Origin of the sequence: Tautonia sociabilis (genome assembly GCF_003977685.1) — a bacterium.
GTDB lineage: Bacteria > Planctomycetota > Planctomycetia > Isosphaerales > Isosphaeraceae > Tautonia > Tautonia sociabilis.
In genome coordinates, this window is sequence record NZ_RYZH01000010.1 from 1 (window position 1) to 15,940 (window position 15,940).

General features: G+C 71.0%; 13 protein-coding genes. 4 read left to right on the forward strand and 9 right to left on the reverse strand.

What is annotated here, in order from left to right; genetic code table 11:
- Window positions 1-56 precede the first annotated feature (56 nt).
- The 8 genes from TsocGM_RS06805 to TsocGM_RS06840 all read right to left on the reverse strand — a co-directional run bounded on the left by TsocGM_RS06805 (window position 57) and on the right by TsocGM_RS06840 (window position 9,360).
- Window positions 57-638, reverse strand: coding sequence for a hypothetical protein (locus TsocGM_RS06805; RefSeq protein WP_199756710.1), 582 nt, complete (start codon window positions 636-638; stop codon window positions 57-59).
- Between the two features lie 205 nt (window positions 639-843).
- Window positions 844-1,098 (reverse strand): hypothetical protein, encoded by a 255-nt coding sequence (locus TsocGM_RS06810; protein ID WP_126724555.1) that lies wholly within the window; start codon window positions 1,096-1,098, stop codon window positions 844-846.
- A 205-nt stretch (window positions 1,099-1,303) separates the two neighbouring features.
- Window positions 1,304-1,879, reverse strand: coding sequence for a Maf family protein (locus TsocGM_RS06815; RefSeq protein WP_126724556.1), 576 nt, complete (start codon window positions 1,877-1,879; stop codon window positions 1,304-1,306).
- A gap of 361 nt (window positions 1,880-2,240) precedes the next feature.
- A complete protein-coding gene (gene carB, locus TsocGM_RS06820; RefSeq protein ID WP_126724557.1) occupies window positions 2,241-5,477 on the reverse strand; it encodes a carbamoyl-phosphate synthase large subunit in 3,237 nt (1,078 codons plus the stop codon).
- Between the two features lie 445 nt (window positions 5,478-5,922).
- Window positions 5,923-6,801, reverse strand: coding sequence for a DNA-methyltransferase (locus TsocGM_RS06825; RefSeq protein WP_126724558.1), 879 nt, complete (start codon window positions 6,799-6,801; stop codon window positions 5,923-5,925).
- 447 nt (window positions 6,802-7,248) lie between these two features.
- Window positions 7,249-7,938 (reverse strand): cobalamin B12-binding domain-containing protein, encoded by a 690-nt coding sequence (locus TsocGM_RS06830; protein ID WP_126724559.1) that lies wholly within the window; start codon window positions 7,936-7,938, stop codon window positions 7,249-7,251.
- Between the two features lie 113 nt (window positions 7,939-8,051).
- A complete protein-coding gene (locus TsocGM_RS06835; RefSeq protein WP_126724560.1) occupies window positions 8,052-8,861 on the reverse strand; it encodes a hypothetical protein in 810 nt (269 codons plus the stop codon).
- Between the two features lie 58 nt (window positions 8,862-8,919).
- Entirely contained in the window at window positions 8,920-9,360 is a 441-nt protein-coding gene (locus TsocGM_RS06840; protein ID WP_126724561.1) for a hypothetical protein, read from the reverse strand.
- Between the two features lie 301 nt (window positions 9,361-9,661).
- On the opposite strand from TsocGM_RS06840, the gene TsocGM_RS06845 reads away from it, so the two are divergent.
- Window positions 9,662-10,681 (forward strand): beta-ketoacyl-ACP synthase III, encoded by a 1,020-nt coding sequence (locus TsocGM_RS06845; RefSeq protein WP_126724562.1) that lies wholly within the window; start codon window positions 9,662-9,664, stop codon window positions 10,679-10,681.
- A gap of 247 nt (window positions 10,682-10,928) precedes the next feature.
- Here the strand turns inward: TsocGM_RS06845 and TsocGM_RS06850 are convergent, their stop codons facing one another.
- A complete protein-coding gene (locus TsocGM_RS06850; protein WP_126724563.1) occupies window positions 10,929-12,665 on the reverse strand; it encodes a hypothetical protein in 1,737 nt (578 codons plus the stop codon).
- A 434-nt stretch (window positions 12,666-13,099) separates the two neighbouring features.
- Here TsocGM_RS06850 and TsocGM_RS06855 point away from each other — a divergent pair, with 434 nt between their 5' ends.
- The 3 genes from TsocGM_RS06855 (at window position 13,100) to TsocGM_RS06865 (ending at window position 15,936) form a co-directional block, all read left to right on the forward strand.
- On the forward strand, window positions 13,100-13,474 hold the full coding sequence (locus TsocGM_RS06855) for a hypothetical protein (protein ID WP_126724564.1): 375 nt from the start codon (window positions 13,100-13,102) through the stop codon (window positions 13,472-13,474).
- An 89-nt stretch (window positions 13,475-13,563) separates the two neighbouring features.
- On the forward strand, window positions 13,564-14,043 hold the full coding sequence (locus TsocGM_RS06860) for a DUF2760 domain-containing protein (RefSeq protein ID WP_126724565.1): 480 nt from the start codon (window positions 13,564-13,566) through the stop codon (window positions 14,041-14,043).
- A gap of 78 nt (window positions 14,044-14,121) precedes the next feature.
- Window positions 14,122-15,936, forward strand: coding sequence for an Hsp70 family protein (locus TsocGM_RS06865; protein ID WP_126724566.1), 1,815 nt, complete (start codon window positions 14,122-14,124; stop codon window positions 15,934-15,936).
- The last annotated feature ends 4 nt before the right edge of the window (window positions 15,937-15,940 follow it).

Sequence of the window (15,940 nt, forward strand, 5' to 3'; positions counted from 1 at the left end):
GGCAGTCCGAGGGAGCGGAGGTCCGGGACGCCGGGAGGGGGAGGGACGGCCCGGAGTCAGAGCCAGCCGAGGGCGTCGAGGGCGGCGAGGTGCTTGCAGAGGGAGTCGGAGAGGCCGGCGATCTGGTAGGTCCACTCGGCGCAGTCGCACTGGGTGGAGCCGTCGGCGAGTCGGCAGGCGTGGAAGGGGCCGTCTCCCGGATCGGGCAGGCGGAGGAGCCGCCAGATCCGGGGGGCGTCGGCGGTGTCGGGCTGGCGGCGGAGGGCGTAGGAGTGGCCGGCGATGACGATGAGCACGGCGGCGGGCTCGTCGCGGTCGGGTCGGCCGAGGGTGAGGACGGTGGCCGGGGGCTCGTCGAGGGCGGCTTCGAGGACGGCAAGGCCGTACTGGATGCGGAGGCGGTCCCAGGAGGTCCGGGCGTCGGCCAGGGCGCGCCGGAAGTGCCAGGACGTGTCGTGGAACGGGCCAAGCCGCTCCTCGGCCGCGGCGAGGTCCAGCTCGGCGACGTCGAGGATCATGCGGCCGCGCTGGGCGAGCTCGACCTGCTTGAAGGAGACGGCGGGAGGAGGGGCCGGACGGGCGCGCGCGGCCGCCCGGGAGAAGCGGCGGGGAGAGGGATGTCGGACGGGGACGGGCATCGCCGTGCCGCTCCGATCGTCGGGAGCCCGAGGACGGGGGATCCGGTCCCGCCGGATCGTTCGGAACCCCGATCCGTCGGGATCGCGGGGAATTCCGCATTCGAGCCTCGAACCTCGGGCCGGAACCCGTTCCGGCAGATCGCCTTCCAGAAAACCAGCGTCCCCCCGGCCCGGGAGGACGGACGGAACGCCGGCCGAACCGGGATCAGCCCTGTTCGGCGTCGGGAGGGACGGCCAGGAGGTGAAGGTATCGCCTCGTCTCGGTCCCCTCGGGACCGGGGGAGGGGCAGACGCGGTAGGTCCTCCCGGAGCGCCGGATCAGCCCTTCGGGAGAGGCCTGGGGAACAGGAGCGCGACCGACTCCGCCGATCAGGCAGATCTCCCGGAGCGAGGAGCTGACGGCGGGGCGAGGGGCTCGGCGAGGGCGGCGGTCGCGAGGCGAGGCGATCGGGCTCGACATCGATGTCCCTCCGTGCGGCGTCCGTCTCGGTGCGATGCGAAGGGCAGGCGGCAGGCGTCGGCGGAACCGGAACGCCGGCACCTCCTGTACACTCGGCGCAAGTGTACTGAGCACCACCGCGGGTGACAAGCGTCCAACGGAGGGTTTGTATCAAATATTCCGGCGTTCAGCGCCCAGGAGTGCAGGTGAACGGATGGGGGGTCGGTCAGGGGACCGAAACGCCGAGGTCGCGGAGGATGGTGGTGAGGGCGATTAGGGGGAGGCCGACGATGGCGGTGTGGTCGGGGCAATCGATGCGGTCGAAGAGGGCGATGCCGAGGGATTCGAGCTTGTAAGAGCCGGCGCAGTCGATGGGAAGGTCGGCGGCGACGTAGCGTTCCAGCTCGGGCCGGGACAGGGGGCGGAAACGGAGGCGGGCGACCTCGGTGTGTCGGATCAGTCGGTCGCCGAGGCGAACGGCCAGGGCGGTGATGAGCTCATGCTCTCTCCCGGACAGGGTGAGCAGTTGCTCGACGGCTCGATCGGGGGAGCCGGGCTTGCCGAGCACCCGGCCGTCGAAGGCGACGAGCTGGTCGGAGCCGATGACCACCGCCCCGGGATGGTGCCGGGCGATCGCGTCGGCCTTGGCCTCGGCCAGTCTCCCGGCCAGCTCGGCCGGGGGGAGGCCGAGCCGATGCATGGCGTCCTCATCCACGCCGGGGGGAAGGCAATGGAAGGGGAGGCGCAGGCGGGAGAGCAGTTCGCGGCGGTAGGGGGAGGTGCTGGCGAGAATCAGGTCCATCGGCTCGGCCGGGAGAGGGTCCGTCGGCGACGACGCGCCAGGAGTCGGGAGCGTACTTCGATGCGAAGACGGTTTCCAGGAGAGTCAGGCCGCAGCCGGGGATGTCGGAAACGCGAAGCCGGACGTCCCGCAAGGGGAAGGCGGAGGAGTGAAACGGGTCGGAAGTGCTGGAATCCCACCGGTGACGGAGGTGATCCGGAACCGGCGAAGCTCGCTGGGATCGAGGTCGTCCGGCCCAGCGGCGTCGGCCCGGAGGAGAGCCGGGGCGGCCGCGGCCGCCAGGCCGGCGCCGAGGGTTCGGAGGACCTGTCGTCGTCGCATCGCTCGCGCTCCTTCCTCATCGGGCTCGGATGGCGGCCCGTCACCGAGACGGGCGAAGCAGGTCCTGCAACGCGTAGACCTCGAGCTCGCCGCCGCGGAGGCGTTCCATCGCGGCGACGGCGGCTCGGGCGCCGGCGAGGGTGGTGATGCAAGGAACGCCGTGGCTGACGGCGGAGGCTCGGATGCGGCCCTCGTCGGTGCGGGCCCCCTTGCCGCTGGGGGTGTTGACGATCAGGGCGATGGCGTTGTTGGCCAGGTGGTCGAGGATGTTCGGCCGGCCCTCCTGGATCTTGCGGACGGTGGTCACGGCGATGCCGTTCTCGGCGAGATGGCCGCCGGTGCCCGGGGTGGCCATGAGGTCGAAGCCCAGGTCGATGAGCTTGCGGGCGATGGGGACGACTCCCTGGCGGTCGCGGGGGGCGACGCTGACGAAGACGGTGCCGGACCTCGGCAGCCGGGTGGAGGCGGCGAGCTGGCTCTTGGCGAAGGCGGAGGGGAAGTCTCGGCCGATCCCCATGACCTCGCCGGTGGAGCGCATCTCGGGGCCGAGGACGATGTCGACGCCGGGGAACTTGATGAAGGGAAAGACGGACTCCTTGACCGAGACGTACGAGGGCTCGACCTCGGCGGTGATCCCCTGCTCGGCCAGGGTCTTGCCGACCATGACGCGAGCGGCAACCTGGGCGAGATTCAGGCCCGTGGCCTTGGAGACGAAGGGGACCGTGCGGCTGGCTCGGGGGTTGACCTCCAGCAGGTAGACCTCGCCCTCCTTGACGGCGAACTGGATGTTCATAAGCCCGCGCACCTCCAGCGCCTCGGCCAGGGCATAGGTCTGGCGCTTCAGCTCGGCGACGACGGCGGCGGGGAGGCTAAAGGGGGGGATGGCGCAGGCCGAGTCGCCGGAGTGGATCCCGGCCTCCTCGATGTGCTCCATGACGCCGCCGATGATGGTGCGATCGCCGTCGGAGACGGCGTCGACGTCAACCTCGGTGGCGTCTTCCAGGAACTTGTCGATCAGGATGGGGTGGTCCGGGCTGGCCTCGACGGCGACGGCCATGTAGCGGTCGAGGCTGGGCTCGTCGTAGACGATCTCCATGGCCCGACCGCCCAGCACGAAGCTGGGGCGGACGACGACGGGGTAGCCGATCTGAGCGGCGATCCGGCGCGCCTGCTCCTCGCTGGTGGCGGTGCCGTTGGGGGGCTGCTTGAGGCCGAGGGCCTCGACAATGGTGCGGAAGCGGTCGCGGTCCTCGGCCTGGTCGATGCGGTCGGGGCTGGTGCCGATGATCGGCACGCCGGCGGCCTCCAGCGCCTTGGCCAGGTTCAGGGGGGTCTGGCCGCCGAACTGGACGATCACCCCCGTCGGCCTCACGCGGTCGACGACGTTGAGGACGTCCTCGACGGTCAGCGGCTCGAAGAAGAGGCGGTCGGAGGTGTCGTAGTCGGTGCTGACGGTCTCGGGGTTGGAGTTGACCATGACCACCTCGAAGCCGTCTTGCCGGAGGGCGAAGGCGGCCTGGCAGCAGCAGTAGTCGAACTCGATCCCCTGGCCGATCCGGTTGGGGCCGCCGCCGAGGATCATGACGCGGGGCTTGTCGCCGACGCGAGACTCGTCCTCGTCCTCGTAGGTCGAGTAATAATACGGTGTATATGCCTCGAACTCGGCGGCGCAGGTGTCGACGAGCTTGAAGACGGCCTCGATACCGCGGCGCTTGCGGTCGCGACGGACCTCGATCTCGGAGACGTTCCAGAGGTGGCCAAGCTGCTTGTCGGAGTAGCCGGCGCGCTTGGCCTCGCGGAGCAGCTCGTCGGTCGCCGAGTCGAGCGAGCCGGCGGCCCGGAGGCGGCCCTCCAGCTCGACCAGCTCGGCGAGGTTGTTCAGGAACCAGGGATCGATGCGCGTAAGGTCGTGAATACGATCGATCGTCATGCCGGACAGCAGGGCGTCCCGGATCGACCAGATGCGCTCGGAGTTGGGGGTGGCGAGCTTGGCGGCGATCTCGTCCTCGGTCGGGCGGGTGTCGGAGTACCAGCGGTCCTTCGGGTCGCAGCCGAGGCCGAAGCGGCCGACCTCCAGGCCGCGGAGGGCCTTCTGGACCGACTCCTTGAAGGTGCGCCCGATGGCCATGACCTCGCCGACCGACTTCATCTGGGTGGTGAGGACGGGGTCGGCGTCGGGGAACTTCTCGAAGGCCCAGCGGGGGATCTTGGTGACGACGTAGTCGATCGTCGGCTCGAAGCAGGCGGGGGTCTCTCGGGTGATGTCGTTGCGGATCTCGTCGAGCCGGTAGCCGACGGCGAGCTTGGCGGCGATCTTGGCGATCGGGAAGCCGGTCGCCTTGGAGGCCAGGGCGCTGGAGCGGCTGACTCGGGGGTTCATCTCGATGACGACCATGCGGCCGTCCTCGGGATTGATCGCGAACTGGACGTTCGAGCCTCCCGTCTCGACGCCGATCTTGCGGAGGATGGCGATCGAGGCATCGCGCATCCGTTGGTATTCCTTGTCGGTGAGCGTCTGAGCGGGGGCGACGGTGATGGAGTCGCCGGTGTGGACGCCCATCGGGTCGAAGTTCTCGATCGAGCAGACGATGACGGCGTTGTCGGCGCAGTCGCGCATGACCTCCATCTCGTACTCCTTCCAGCCGAGGATCGACTCCTCGATCAGGACGGAGTGGACGGGGGAGAGCTCCAGCGCGTAGGTCACCATGCGGTCGAATTCGTCCTTGTTGAAGGCGATGCCGCCGCCGGAGCCGCCCAGGGTGAAGCTGGGGCGAAGGACGCAGGGAAGGCCGACCTCGTCCCGGATGGCGCGGGCCTCGTCGAGGGAGTGGGCCAGGCCGGATCGGGCGGATTCCAGGCCGATCTCCTCCATGCAGCGCTTGAACAGGTCGCGGTCCTCGGCGCGGCGGATCGCCTCGGCCTCGGCGCCGATGAGTCGGCAGCCGAGGCGGTCGAGGGCCCCCGACTCGGCCAGGGTCAGCCCGACGTTCAGGCCGGTCTGGCCCCCGAGGGTGGGGAGCAGGGCGTCGGGCCGTTCCTCGGCGATGATGCGCTCGACGACCTCGGGGACGATCGGCTCGATGTAGGTGCGATCGGCCATGCCCGGGTCGGTCATGATCGTCGCCGGGTTGGAGTTGACCAGGACGACCTCGAACCCCTCCTCGCGGAGGGCCTTGCAGGCCTGGGAACCAGAGTAGTCGAACTCGCAGGCCTGGCCGATGACGATGGGGCCGGCGCCGATGATCAGGATTTTCTTGATGTCCTTGCGCTTGGGCACGGGCGTTCGCTCGCTTCGTTTCGCTTCGTTCGCTGGCCTGGAGGGGACGCGACGGGGGGCGGGATCAGGTCGGATCGGGCTGCGCGCGCCGGGCCGCGCCCCCCCGCCCCGGCCCCGGATCCGACCGGAGGGGCGGGGGGGCGCGGCCCGAAAAATTGCCCGATTTTAGCCAGGAGCCTCCCCCGCCGACAAGGCTGGGCGGAGCGATGGAAGCGATGGCAGGGGCGATCGGTCCGGCGATCGGCGTCGGTTCGTCGGGAGCGCTCCGGTCCCCCGGGCGTCTTGCCCGCCCGGGGGAGGGCCCACCGGAGCACGGGAGGGCCTCCTCCCCGGGGCTCTCCGACGAGGGACCGGTCGCCCCTGCGCTCGATTCCGGGGAGGGCTGGCGGCCGCGCTCGCCCTCGCCCCGGCCCGGCCCGGACCGGCCTGGCCCGGCCCGGGGAGGTCAGGACCCCGGGGTGGGGACCCGGACTCGTCTCGGCGTGACGTAGGGGGCCTCGCCGCCTTCGAGGGGGTCGCCGGGGTTGATGGAGCAGAGGCGGGAGCGGGCGCGCTCGGCGTAGTCGGGGGAGAGCTCGAAGCCGAGGTAGCGGCGGCCAAGCTTGCGAGCGGCCGCCAGGGTGGTGCCGGAACCGGCGAAGGGGTCGAGGACCAGGTCGTCGGGGTCGGAGCAGGCTCGGACGATCCGGCCGAGAATCCGCTCGGGCATCTGGCAGCCGTGCCAGCCGGCGCGTTCCTTGAAGGTGCCGCAGACTCGGGGGACGTACCAGGTGTCGGTGGCGGGCTCGAAGCCGTCGGGAACGTCCTGGGGGCGGAGGATCCAGGTGTCGTCGGGCAGCCGGCCCTTGGGGTTGGCGCGGCGGTCGGCGTAGATGAGCTGGCGGGCGGAGGGGACCCGGACCTCTCGGTCGTTGAAGGTGAAGCGGCGGGGGTCCTTGACGAAGTAGAACAGGTGGGCGTGGCTGCGGGCGAACTTCCGGGAGCAGTGGACGCCGAAGGTGTAGTACCAGATGACCCAGCTCCGCAGGTGGAGGCCAAGCTGGCGGTGGAAGAGGATCTTCAGCTCGGCGGCGAATTCGTCGCCGATGGCGAGCCAGAAGGTGCCGGAGGGGGAGAGGAGGCGGACGACCTCCCGTCCCCAGGAGAGGGACCAGTCGAGGTACTCATCGGCCTTGCGCGAGTCGCGGTAGATGTCGTATTCGTAGCCGATGTTGAACGGAGGGTCGGCGAAGGCGAGGGAGACGATCCCGTCGGGGAGGGCGCGCATGCCCTCGATGCAATCGCCCGGGATCAACGTGTCGGCCGGGATGACGCCTCGACGCATGGGTGCGGTCTCTCGGGGGAGGGGGCCGTCGGCCGGGGGCCAGGCCCGGGGAGTGGCTTGGGCTCGCGATCGGGCCGGGGGCAAGCAAGCGGACGCTCCGGCGGAGGCGAGCGACGAACCGAGCCGGGGGGCGTCGATCGGGAGCCGATCGGCGCCGGAGACGCCGAGCCTCGCTCCGCCCGGGGATCCAGCCCGGCTCCGATCGGGAGCGATTGCGGGATTCGAGCGGCGGCGCCTCGGGGGCGAACGTCGGGGTTGCCGGGGTCGTGCCGCCCCTCGCCGGTTCCCTGGCCCGGCGGCTCGCAAGGCCCGCCCCCAGCCGCCTCGGGATCACAGGAGATCATCCAAGCCCATCGTGGTTGTGGCGACCGCTCAACGCGAGTCCTGCTGCAAGTGTACAGGAGAAGGTTCGACGAAGAGGGCCCGGAAGAGGGGCGAACCGGCCGGTCATGAGGGTTGATCGGAGCGGCGAAGCGAGGAATGGGAAGCAAGGAGGCCCGGGAGGATCCGGTGGAGGGTCCGGAGATCGTTCGAGGCGAAGTCGGCACCAACGTGGGAGGCGGGGTCGCTCAGGCCGTTGAGGCCGCGACCGCCCGCGAGGACCAGGAGCCAAGGGCGGGAGGAGCGGGCGAGGGCGATCAGGGAGCGGGCGTCGTCGCGGTGCTCGGGGAGGGAGACGGAGAGCGCCAGGACGTCGGCCCCGACCTGCTCGATGAAGTCCCGGACCGAGTCCGCGGGGGCCCCCTCGCCGAGCAGGTGGACCTGGAGGCCGGCGGCCCGGAGCAGATCGGACCCCATCATCAGGGCGAGGACGTGCCGTTCGTTGGGGGCGCAGCACGAAACGGCGGTGCCGGTGATCGCCTCGGGAGCGGCCCAGAGCCGGGGACCGTGACGGAGGATCAGGTCGCGGGTGACCTCGCTGATGGAGTGCTCGTGAGCGACGGTGATCCGGCCCTCCTCCCACTGCTGCCCGGTGAGCTCCAGGGCGGGGACGAACACGTCGCTGTCGAGGGCGGCGACGTCGTGACCACTCCCCTCCAGGAAGCGATCGACCAGCTCGACGGCCCCCAGGCGATCGAGCTGAACGAGGCGGCGATCGTAGGCGAAGAATGGGGAAGGATCGGCTGCGGCATTCATCCGGAGGAGAGGCCCTGGGAGGTTCGACGCGGTCGGTGAGGCTCGGTCATGGGAGGGAGGGGCGACGGGGAAGGAGCAGGAACCCGGCGGCCGGCCTCTGGGAACGCGGCTCGTCACCGGGGAAGCTCGTCGTCCCACCAACCGGCGCCGAGGTCGGGGTCGCGGCTCCCGGAGGGCTCGAAGGAGGTGGTGCCGGTCAGTTGCTCCTCCTCCTCCCGGGCCAGCTCTCGGGCGGTGCGTCGGCAGGAAGAGCCGGCGATCAGGCAGAGCGTGGCGACCTGAAGGGCGGTGACCACCCGCAGGAAGGTCGAGCCGAGCCGCATGAGCTCCCCAGACGGGTTGGGCCGGGGGACGGGGAGCAGCGGCCAGCCGGCGTCCCAGCGGGTCTGAGTGAGAATGAAGAGGACCGTCAGCCCCAGGCCGGCCACGGCGAATTGCCAGGCGGTCCGGCCGGCGTCGGCGGCGGCCTTGACCCCGAGATGCGAGGCGACCTCGGCGGCGAGGTGGGCGAATAGGAAGAACTCCAGCCAGCCGAAGACGCGGACCAGGCACTCGACAAGCCACTCGTGCTCGAGCAAGGGAGCCTGGAGGCCGGGGGCGGCGGCGTGGGAGAGGCCCCAGGAGATCGAGTCGAAGAGGTTCATCAGCACCAGGGGACCGGCCCGGCGCTGCCAGCTCCGGTCGGACCAGCGGCCCCAGAGCAGGTAGGACCCGACCAGGGCTCCGGCGGTGATCGGCAGGCCAACTCCCCAGGTGAACCAGGGTTGTTGCATGGCTTGGGCGAGCCCCTGGTCCCAGGTGAGGACCACCCAGAGCAGCAGGGCGTCGCTGAGGCAAAGCAATGCGAGGGCCAGGCCGGCGATCCAGAAGCCGGCGCCGCAGAGCCAGTAGCGGGGAGAGATCGGCTTGTGGTCGAGGTCCATGGTCGGTCGGGATCGAGGGCCGTCGAGGAGGCGGTCCGAGTCCGGGTTCTCGCTGGATTCATCTTCGCGGGGGAGGGGATCTCCCGTCAACCGAGTCGGCGGCCTCGAAGACGAGCGTCACCACTCCCCAGGGAAGGCTCGATGCGGAGGGGATCGCGGCAGAGGGAGCCAGGGTCAGCTCCAGGAGGTTGCGGGGGAGGAGGTCGTCGGGGAGAGGCAGCTCCAGGGTCGAGTCGGGCGGGCCGTCCACCAGGATCCGGCCGTTGAGGGCGACCCGGACCAATCCCGGAAGGTGCTCCACCCGGAGGCGGCAGGAGGAGCCCGGAGGGAGGCGGAGGGGGCGGCCGAACCGGCGACGGAGCCGGCACGGACGCAGGGCGAGCGGAGGGGAGTCGGCGGGGAGGTCCAGGCGGCTGGGGGAGGGGGGAGCGTCGGCATCCGGACCGGGACCGGGGAGCAGCTCCCAAGGACCTCGGAGTCGAATCAGGTGGTCGGGCATGGGTGCATCGGCCGGGAAGCGCTTTGGTATAGTCAGGTCCGGCGCGGTTGAGTATAGTCGCAACCCATCCCGATCGACCGGAGGTCGCCCACTCTTCGCCCGTCGCCCGATTCCGCTCGCACCACCGGGAACGGGCTCCGGCCCATCGCCGCGCGGGGAAGCCCGCCGCGACACCCTGCGTCGTCGCGGAGGGCGGGGAGGGAGGGGAGAGCGATCGACCGGCGGCCGTTCCGAGGGGCGGGGCCCGCCGACCTCCCGCCCGGCCTCCCCCTTCGAACCCTCGCGATCGACGCCGTCGCCCATGAGCACAGGCCAAGCGCAGACCGACGCCCCGATCCGCTCGCTTTGCGGCGTGCAAGTGCTGGGCAGCGGCCGGTACGTCCCGGAGCGGGTCGTGACCAACCACGACCTGCAGGAGAGCCTCGGGTTCGATCCGGAGTGGATCGTCAACCGGACGGGGATCCACGAGCGACGGTTCGCCTACCCCCACCAGGCGACCAGCGACCTCTGCATCGTCGCCGCTGAACGCTGCCTGGCCGACGCCGGTTGCGACCCGTCGGAGGTCGATCTGGTGGTGGTGGGCACGATGACGCCGGACATGGCGTTCCCGTCGACCGGGTGCCTGGTGCAGGACCGCATGAAGCTGCACTGCCCGGCGTTCGACCTGCAAGCCGCCTGCGCCGGGTTCATGTACGCGATGCTCACGGCGGCGCAGTTCGTCGCCGCCGGGACGAGCCGTCGGGCCCTGGCCATCGGCGGAGACTGCAACAGCCGGGTCATCAACCCGTCGGATCAGAAGAGCTATCCGCTGTTCGGCGACGGGGCGGGGGCGGTGCTGCTGGGGCCCGGCAGCCCGGAGCAGGGGTTCCTGGCGTATCAGCTGGGCTCGGACGGCTCGGGAGGCGACCTGCTGAGCCGACCGGCCGGCGGCAGCCGGCTGCCGCCGTCGTTGGAGGCGCTGTCCGAGGGGCTGCACTACCTGACGATGGACGGCCGGGCGGTGTTCAAGTGGGCGGTCCGGATGCTGGCCGACTCCTCCACCTCGGTGCTGGAGCATGCCGGGCTGTCGATCGAGGACGTCCGCTGGTTCGTCCCGCACCAGGCGAACATCCGGATCATCCACGCCGCCAGCGACGTGCTGGGTTTCAAGCGGGAGAACGTGTTCAAGAACCTGGAGCGGTACGGAAACACCTCGGGGGGCTCGATTCCGATCGCGCTCGATGAGATGAGGCGCGAGCAGCTTCTCCGAAGGGGGGACCTGGTGCTGCTCTCGGGGTTCGGCGCCGGGCTGGCCTGGGGAACGGCATTGATGCGATGGTGAGAGGCAACCGGCCCGGGGAGGAGAGCCCCGGATCGCGTCGAGCCAATACCACCAAGGCCGGGATCCGCGAGTGTCGCGGGTCCCGGCCTTGCTGCGTTTCGGACGGAGAGCGGAGCGCACGCTCCCGGTGGCCGAGGTCACGATCCCTGGCGCCGGGGGCGTTCCGTCGGGCTCCCCTGATCGAATCGATCGAGGGGAAGGGACGGAGGGTCGGGAGCGGGGGGAGGGCCCCCGCTCCCGGGTCCGGTCAGACGCGGTAGAGGACGCTCTTGAACCGGGGAGACGTCTGCGCCTGGGGCCCTCCGAGGGAGGGGAGGTAGCCGGCCAGGCGTCGGGCGAAGAAGCCGGCGCCTCGGACGAGGGGAGTGCCCTCCGGAGTGGCGGTGAGGTCGTCTCCCGGGCTGAGGTAGAGGTTCCCGGTGAGTCGGCCGGCGATGGCGCCGTTGCCGGCCAGATCGTTGCCGTTGCCGTAGACGCCGTCGACCGGGCGGTAAGAGGCGGCCACGACCGCGTCGACGAGGTCGCCGCGCTGGGTGTAGCGGCCGATCCGGCTGGGCTGGCGAACCGGGTCGAGCCCCTGGCGGAAGGAGATGTAGTCGAAGCCGGCGGCGACGAGGGTGTTCTGAGCGTCCCCCACGACGTTGGTGTCGCCGATCTCCTGGTTGGCGGCGATGGTGGCGTTGGTCAGCGCCGCTCCGGGCCGACGGACGTAGTTGACGGTGCCGGGGCCGCGGTCCTGGATGGTGGACGGGTCGGGGGGGATCTGCCGGACGAGCCGGGCGGGGCCGAACTCGCCGCGGCCGATCGACTCGGCGGCGATGACGCCCCCAGCGAGCCCGGCGGCCGGGTAACCACGCTCGCCGACAGGGATGCCGGCCTCGAGCAGGGTATCCTGGGTGGCGGTCGGGTTGCCGAGGCCCCGGAGGAACTTCAACCGGCCGATCCTCCCGCTGGTGGCGTCGATCGCCACGGCGTCGGCGTTGCCGCCGAAGTAGGCGTGGCCGACGCGGTCGACGCCGCTGAACCGGCTGGAGAACGGCTGGGCGTCCCGACTGACGGTGAAGTTGCGGGCCGAGCCGACAACTTTCAGGCCGTCGACGCCCTGCGCCTGCACGCTCGTCCGGCCGGTGTAGCCGACCGGGGAGAACAGGGCGGAGAGGTCGGCGGGGACGGGGTTGGCGGTCACGGAGCCGAGCTCCAGGTCCCGGAGCTGCCCGTTGACCAGGAGTCGGACGGTCGGAGTGACCTGGGGCACGGTGTTATCCGGGCCCACGTTCGGATCGAAGGCGGTATTGTAGATGTGGTCGATCCGGATGTCGGGCCGGACTCGAAGCGGAGTGGTCGGGTCGCCGACGATGACGTCGACCGGAGTGCCGGCCGGGTTGACGAACGCCTCGATCCCGGTGAGGGAGAGCGTCCGGACGCCTCCGAGCAGCGCGATGCGCGGGGTGCCGGTCGAGGAGCCGCCGGTCGAGCGGAGGATGAAGCCGTTGAGCACGACCGAGGCGACACCGTCCTCGGCGATCAGGCGGTTGAAGCCGATCGTGCCGTCGGTGATCACTCGGTCGGAGCTCTTGACCTGTCCGGTGACGTAGGTGCTGCCGAGGCTCGTGCCGACGAGCTGGATGGTGTCAATCTCGGAGTTGAGCAGGCCGTCGTTGGGGGTGGTATCGGTGACGATGGCCACGCCGGGGCCGTGGACGGTGATCGAATACTGGTCGCCGTTGGGCAGAGTCCCGGTGATGACCTTGCCGTCGTTATCGACGAGGGCCTGGATCCCCGGCCCCTGGCCGATCGGATGGGACCGGGCGACGAGGGCGGTGTCCGCCTCAACCCGGCGGTAGAGCAGGCTGGGGATCAGGTCGTCGAACTGGTCGACGCCGCCCGAGAGGTATTGCCTGGGCTCGAGGCGTTCGAGCCGGGCCCGGGCCCCGGAGCGGGAGTCCCGGGAGGTGGTCGCCTGTCGCCGCGTTTCTCGATTCATGGAAGATTCCCTCCTCGACTGCCGCTTCGTCTGATCCGATGCGATGGCCGCCCTGGCGGTCCACCCTGATCGAACCGCTCCGGCCCGCGGCGATGGCGCGGCACCTGAGGCGGCAGACCTCGGTGTCTGCGAGGTTGCTTCGGCCTCCGGATCGGCCCGACTTCATCGCGTCGGAGGCCGGGAGCGGGCCGGGCGTCCGCATGGATCGGCCGTCGCGGTTCGGCCCGGAGCGCGGGTCCCTCCGGTCGGTCGCGATCGGGAGAAGGGACCGGAATTGACCTCGGCGAGGCGGGGAATCACCCGGGATCGAGCCTCTCGGTCGAATTGGCGTGCTATGCTGATTCGAATGACGTGTGCCGGCGGGCCCGCAGGACGGGAGGCGGGCCCGAATCCTCGACGCCGGCCTGGCAACGGTCCCGGGAAGGAATCGGATCATGAGCAAGGGAAGGCCAATGGTCCTCCGGGTGGCGCCGGCCTGGCGGTGGCAGCTCGCCCTGGGGGCGGGGCTGATGCTCTCGGCGGCTGGCTGCGCGCAGCAGCGGCAGAGGATGGTCGGAGCGCCGGCGACGCCGGGGACCTCGGTTTCCCGGGCGGAGCCGGGGCTCCGCGTGCGGGCGCCGTTCGTCGATGTCCGGGTGGCCGACCGGCAGGGCGTCACCGACCTCCCCCGCGACGGCGAGCGGAGGGCCGGGGCGGACGCCTCGGATCTGGAGTCCGGGGGGGAGACGCCTCGGGGGTCGAGCCGGGTCGGGCTGTTCCGGTCCCCCTCGCTGAGCCGTTCCCTCGGAGGCGGCTCGCCGCTAAACTGAACTTCGGGAACGAATTGAGGCCCCTCAACCGTCCCCGGCCTTCCGGGGGCGGAGGATCAGGGGCCGCGCCGAGGATCGGGAGGGCTCGATTGAACCGCCTCATGCTGGCGCTCCGCGCCTTCTGGCAAGCGCTGACCGACCCGGAGCAGGCCGATCGGATTCGGCTGGCGATCGAGGCCCCGAAGGCGGAGGGCCCGGACCTGAGGATCCTGGCGTTGCTGCAGCGGGACGGCCGGCTGATCGACTTCCTGCAGGAAGAGATCGGGCCATATTCGGATGAACAGATCGGCGCGGCGGTGCGGGATATCCACAAGGGATGCCGCTCGGCGCTGGCCGAATATCTGACCATCGCCCCGGTGCTGGACCGGCAGGAGGGGGACCCCGTGACGATCCCGACGGACTTCGACCCCGCCGCCGTCCGGCTGCTGGGGAAGGTGTCCGGGGCGGGGCCGTTCGACGGGGTGCTGAAGCACCACGGCTGGCGCGTGACCGCCGCGAAGCTGCCGGCGATCCCTCCCGCCCGGGACGGGACGAGCGTGCTGGCGCCAGCCGAGGTGGAGATCTCCTGACCGGATCGTCGGCCGGTTGGGCTGGCGCCCCAAGGGCCCCGGCCCCGGCCCGGGCCGATCCCCCCCTGGAACGACCCCATGTCGCGATTCGTCGTCGGCATCGACCTGGGAACGACCAACAGCGCCCTGGCCTTCGTCGACACGACCGAGGCGACCGAGGACCTCCCGGCGCCAGTCCGGTCGCTGCCGATCCCCCAACTGGTGGCCGTCAACGACGTGGCCGAGCGGCCGGTGTTGCCCTCGTTCCTGTACCTGCCCACGGAGAAGGAATTTCCGGCCGGGTCGATCGACCTGCCGTGGAAGAAGAAGCCCGACCGGATCGTCGGCACCTTCGCCCGGGAGCACGGAGCCAAGGTGCCCGCTCGGCTCGTCAGCTCGGCCAAGAGCTGGCTGAGTGCCGAGGGGATCGACCGGGCGTCGGCGCTGCTGCCCTGGCAGGCGCCGGAGGACGTGCCGAGGGTGTCTCCGGACGAGGCGTCGGCCGAGTACCTCGGATACCTGAAAGACGCCTGGAACGCGGCGATCGCCGGGAAATCCGCTGATGACCGGCTGGAAGCACAGCAGATCTACCTGACCGTGCCCGCCTCGTTCGACGCCGAGGCCCGGGAGCGCACCGTGGCCGCGGCCCGGTCGGTGGGGCTGGAGCAGGTCACCCTGCTGGAGGAGCCGCAGGCGGCGTTCTACGCCTGGCTGTCGGAGCAGGGAGACTCCTGGCGGAAGCGGGTGTCGGTGGGCGACCTGATCCTCGTCTGCGACGTGGGGGGCGGGACGACCGACTTCACGCTGATCGGAGTGGCGGAGCGGGACGGGGACCTGGAGCTGAACCGCCTGGCCGTGGGTGAGCATATCCTGCTCGGCGGCGACAACATGGACCTGGCGCTGGCTCACGCCGTGGCCGAGACGATCCCCGGCGGGATGGAGGGGCTGGATCCGTCGCAGCGGATCGGCCTGACCTATGCCTGCCGGAACGCGAAGGAGGCGCTGTTCTCGGACCCGGGGCTGAAGTCGGCGACGGTCTCGGTGCTGGGCAGGGGCTCGAAGGTGATCGGCGGGGCGATCAAGGCCGAGCTGTCTCGGGAGCTGCTGCACTCGGTGTTGCTCGAGGGCTTCTTCCCGAAGTGCTCCGCGACCGACCAGCCGGCTCGGGGGCGTCGGATCGGCCTGACGGAGATCGGCCTGCCCTACGCGGCCGACCCGGCGATCACGAGGCACCTGGCCCGCTTCCTCGGCCGGCACTCGGGAGCGACCTCGGCGGCCGGAGCGGCGGCGAGACCGACGGCGGTGCTGTTCAACGGCGGCGTCTTCCGCGCCGAGGGGCTGCGCGACCGGATCGCCGAGACGCTCGCCGACTGGGGAGGAGAGCCGATCGAGGTGCTGGCGGCTCCGGAACTCGACCTGGCCGTCGCCCGGGGGGCGGCGTACTACGGGATGGTCCGGCGGGGGAAGGGGATCCGGATCCGGGGAGGTGTGCCAAGATCGTATTATGTTGGCATCGAGACGGCCGCGCCGGCCGTGCCCGGAGTGCCGACGCCGATCAAGGCGCTCTGCGTGGTGCCGATGGGCATGGAGGAGGGCACCGAGGCGGACGTGCCCGGATCGCAACTGGGCCTGGTGGTCGGCGAGCCGGCGGAGTTCCGGTTCCTGGCGTCGACGGTGCGCCGGGAGGACGCGATCGGCACGGTGCTCGACCGCTGGTCCCCGGACGAGCTGTCGGAACTGACTCCCCTGGTCACCTCGCTGGGGGAGCAGGCCGGGGAGGAGGGGGACGTGATCCCGGTTCGGCTCCACAGCATCGTGACCGAGGTCGGGACGCTCGAACTCTGGTGCGAGGGGACCAAGGACGCCGGGCGGTGGAAGCTGGAGTTCAACGTGAGGGAGCCGGCGGGAGCGTGAGGAA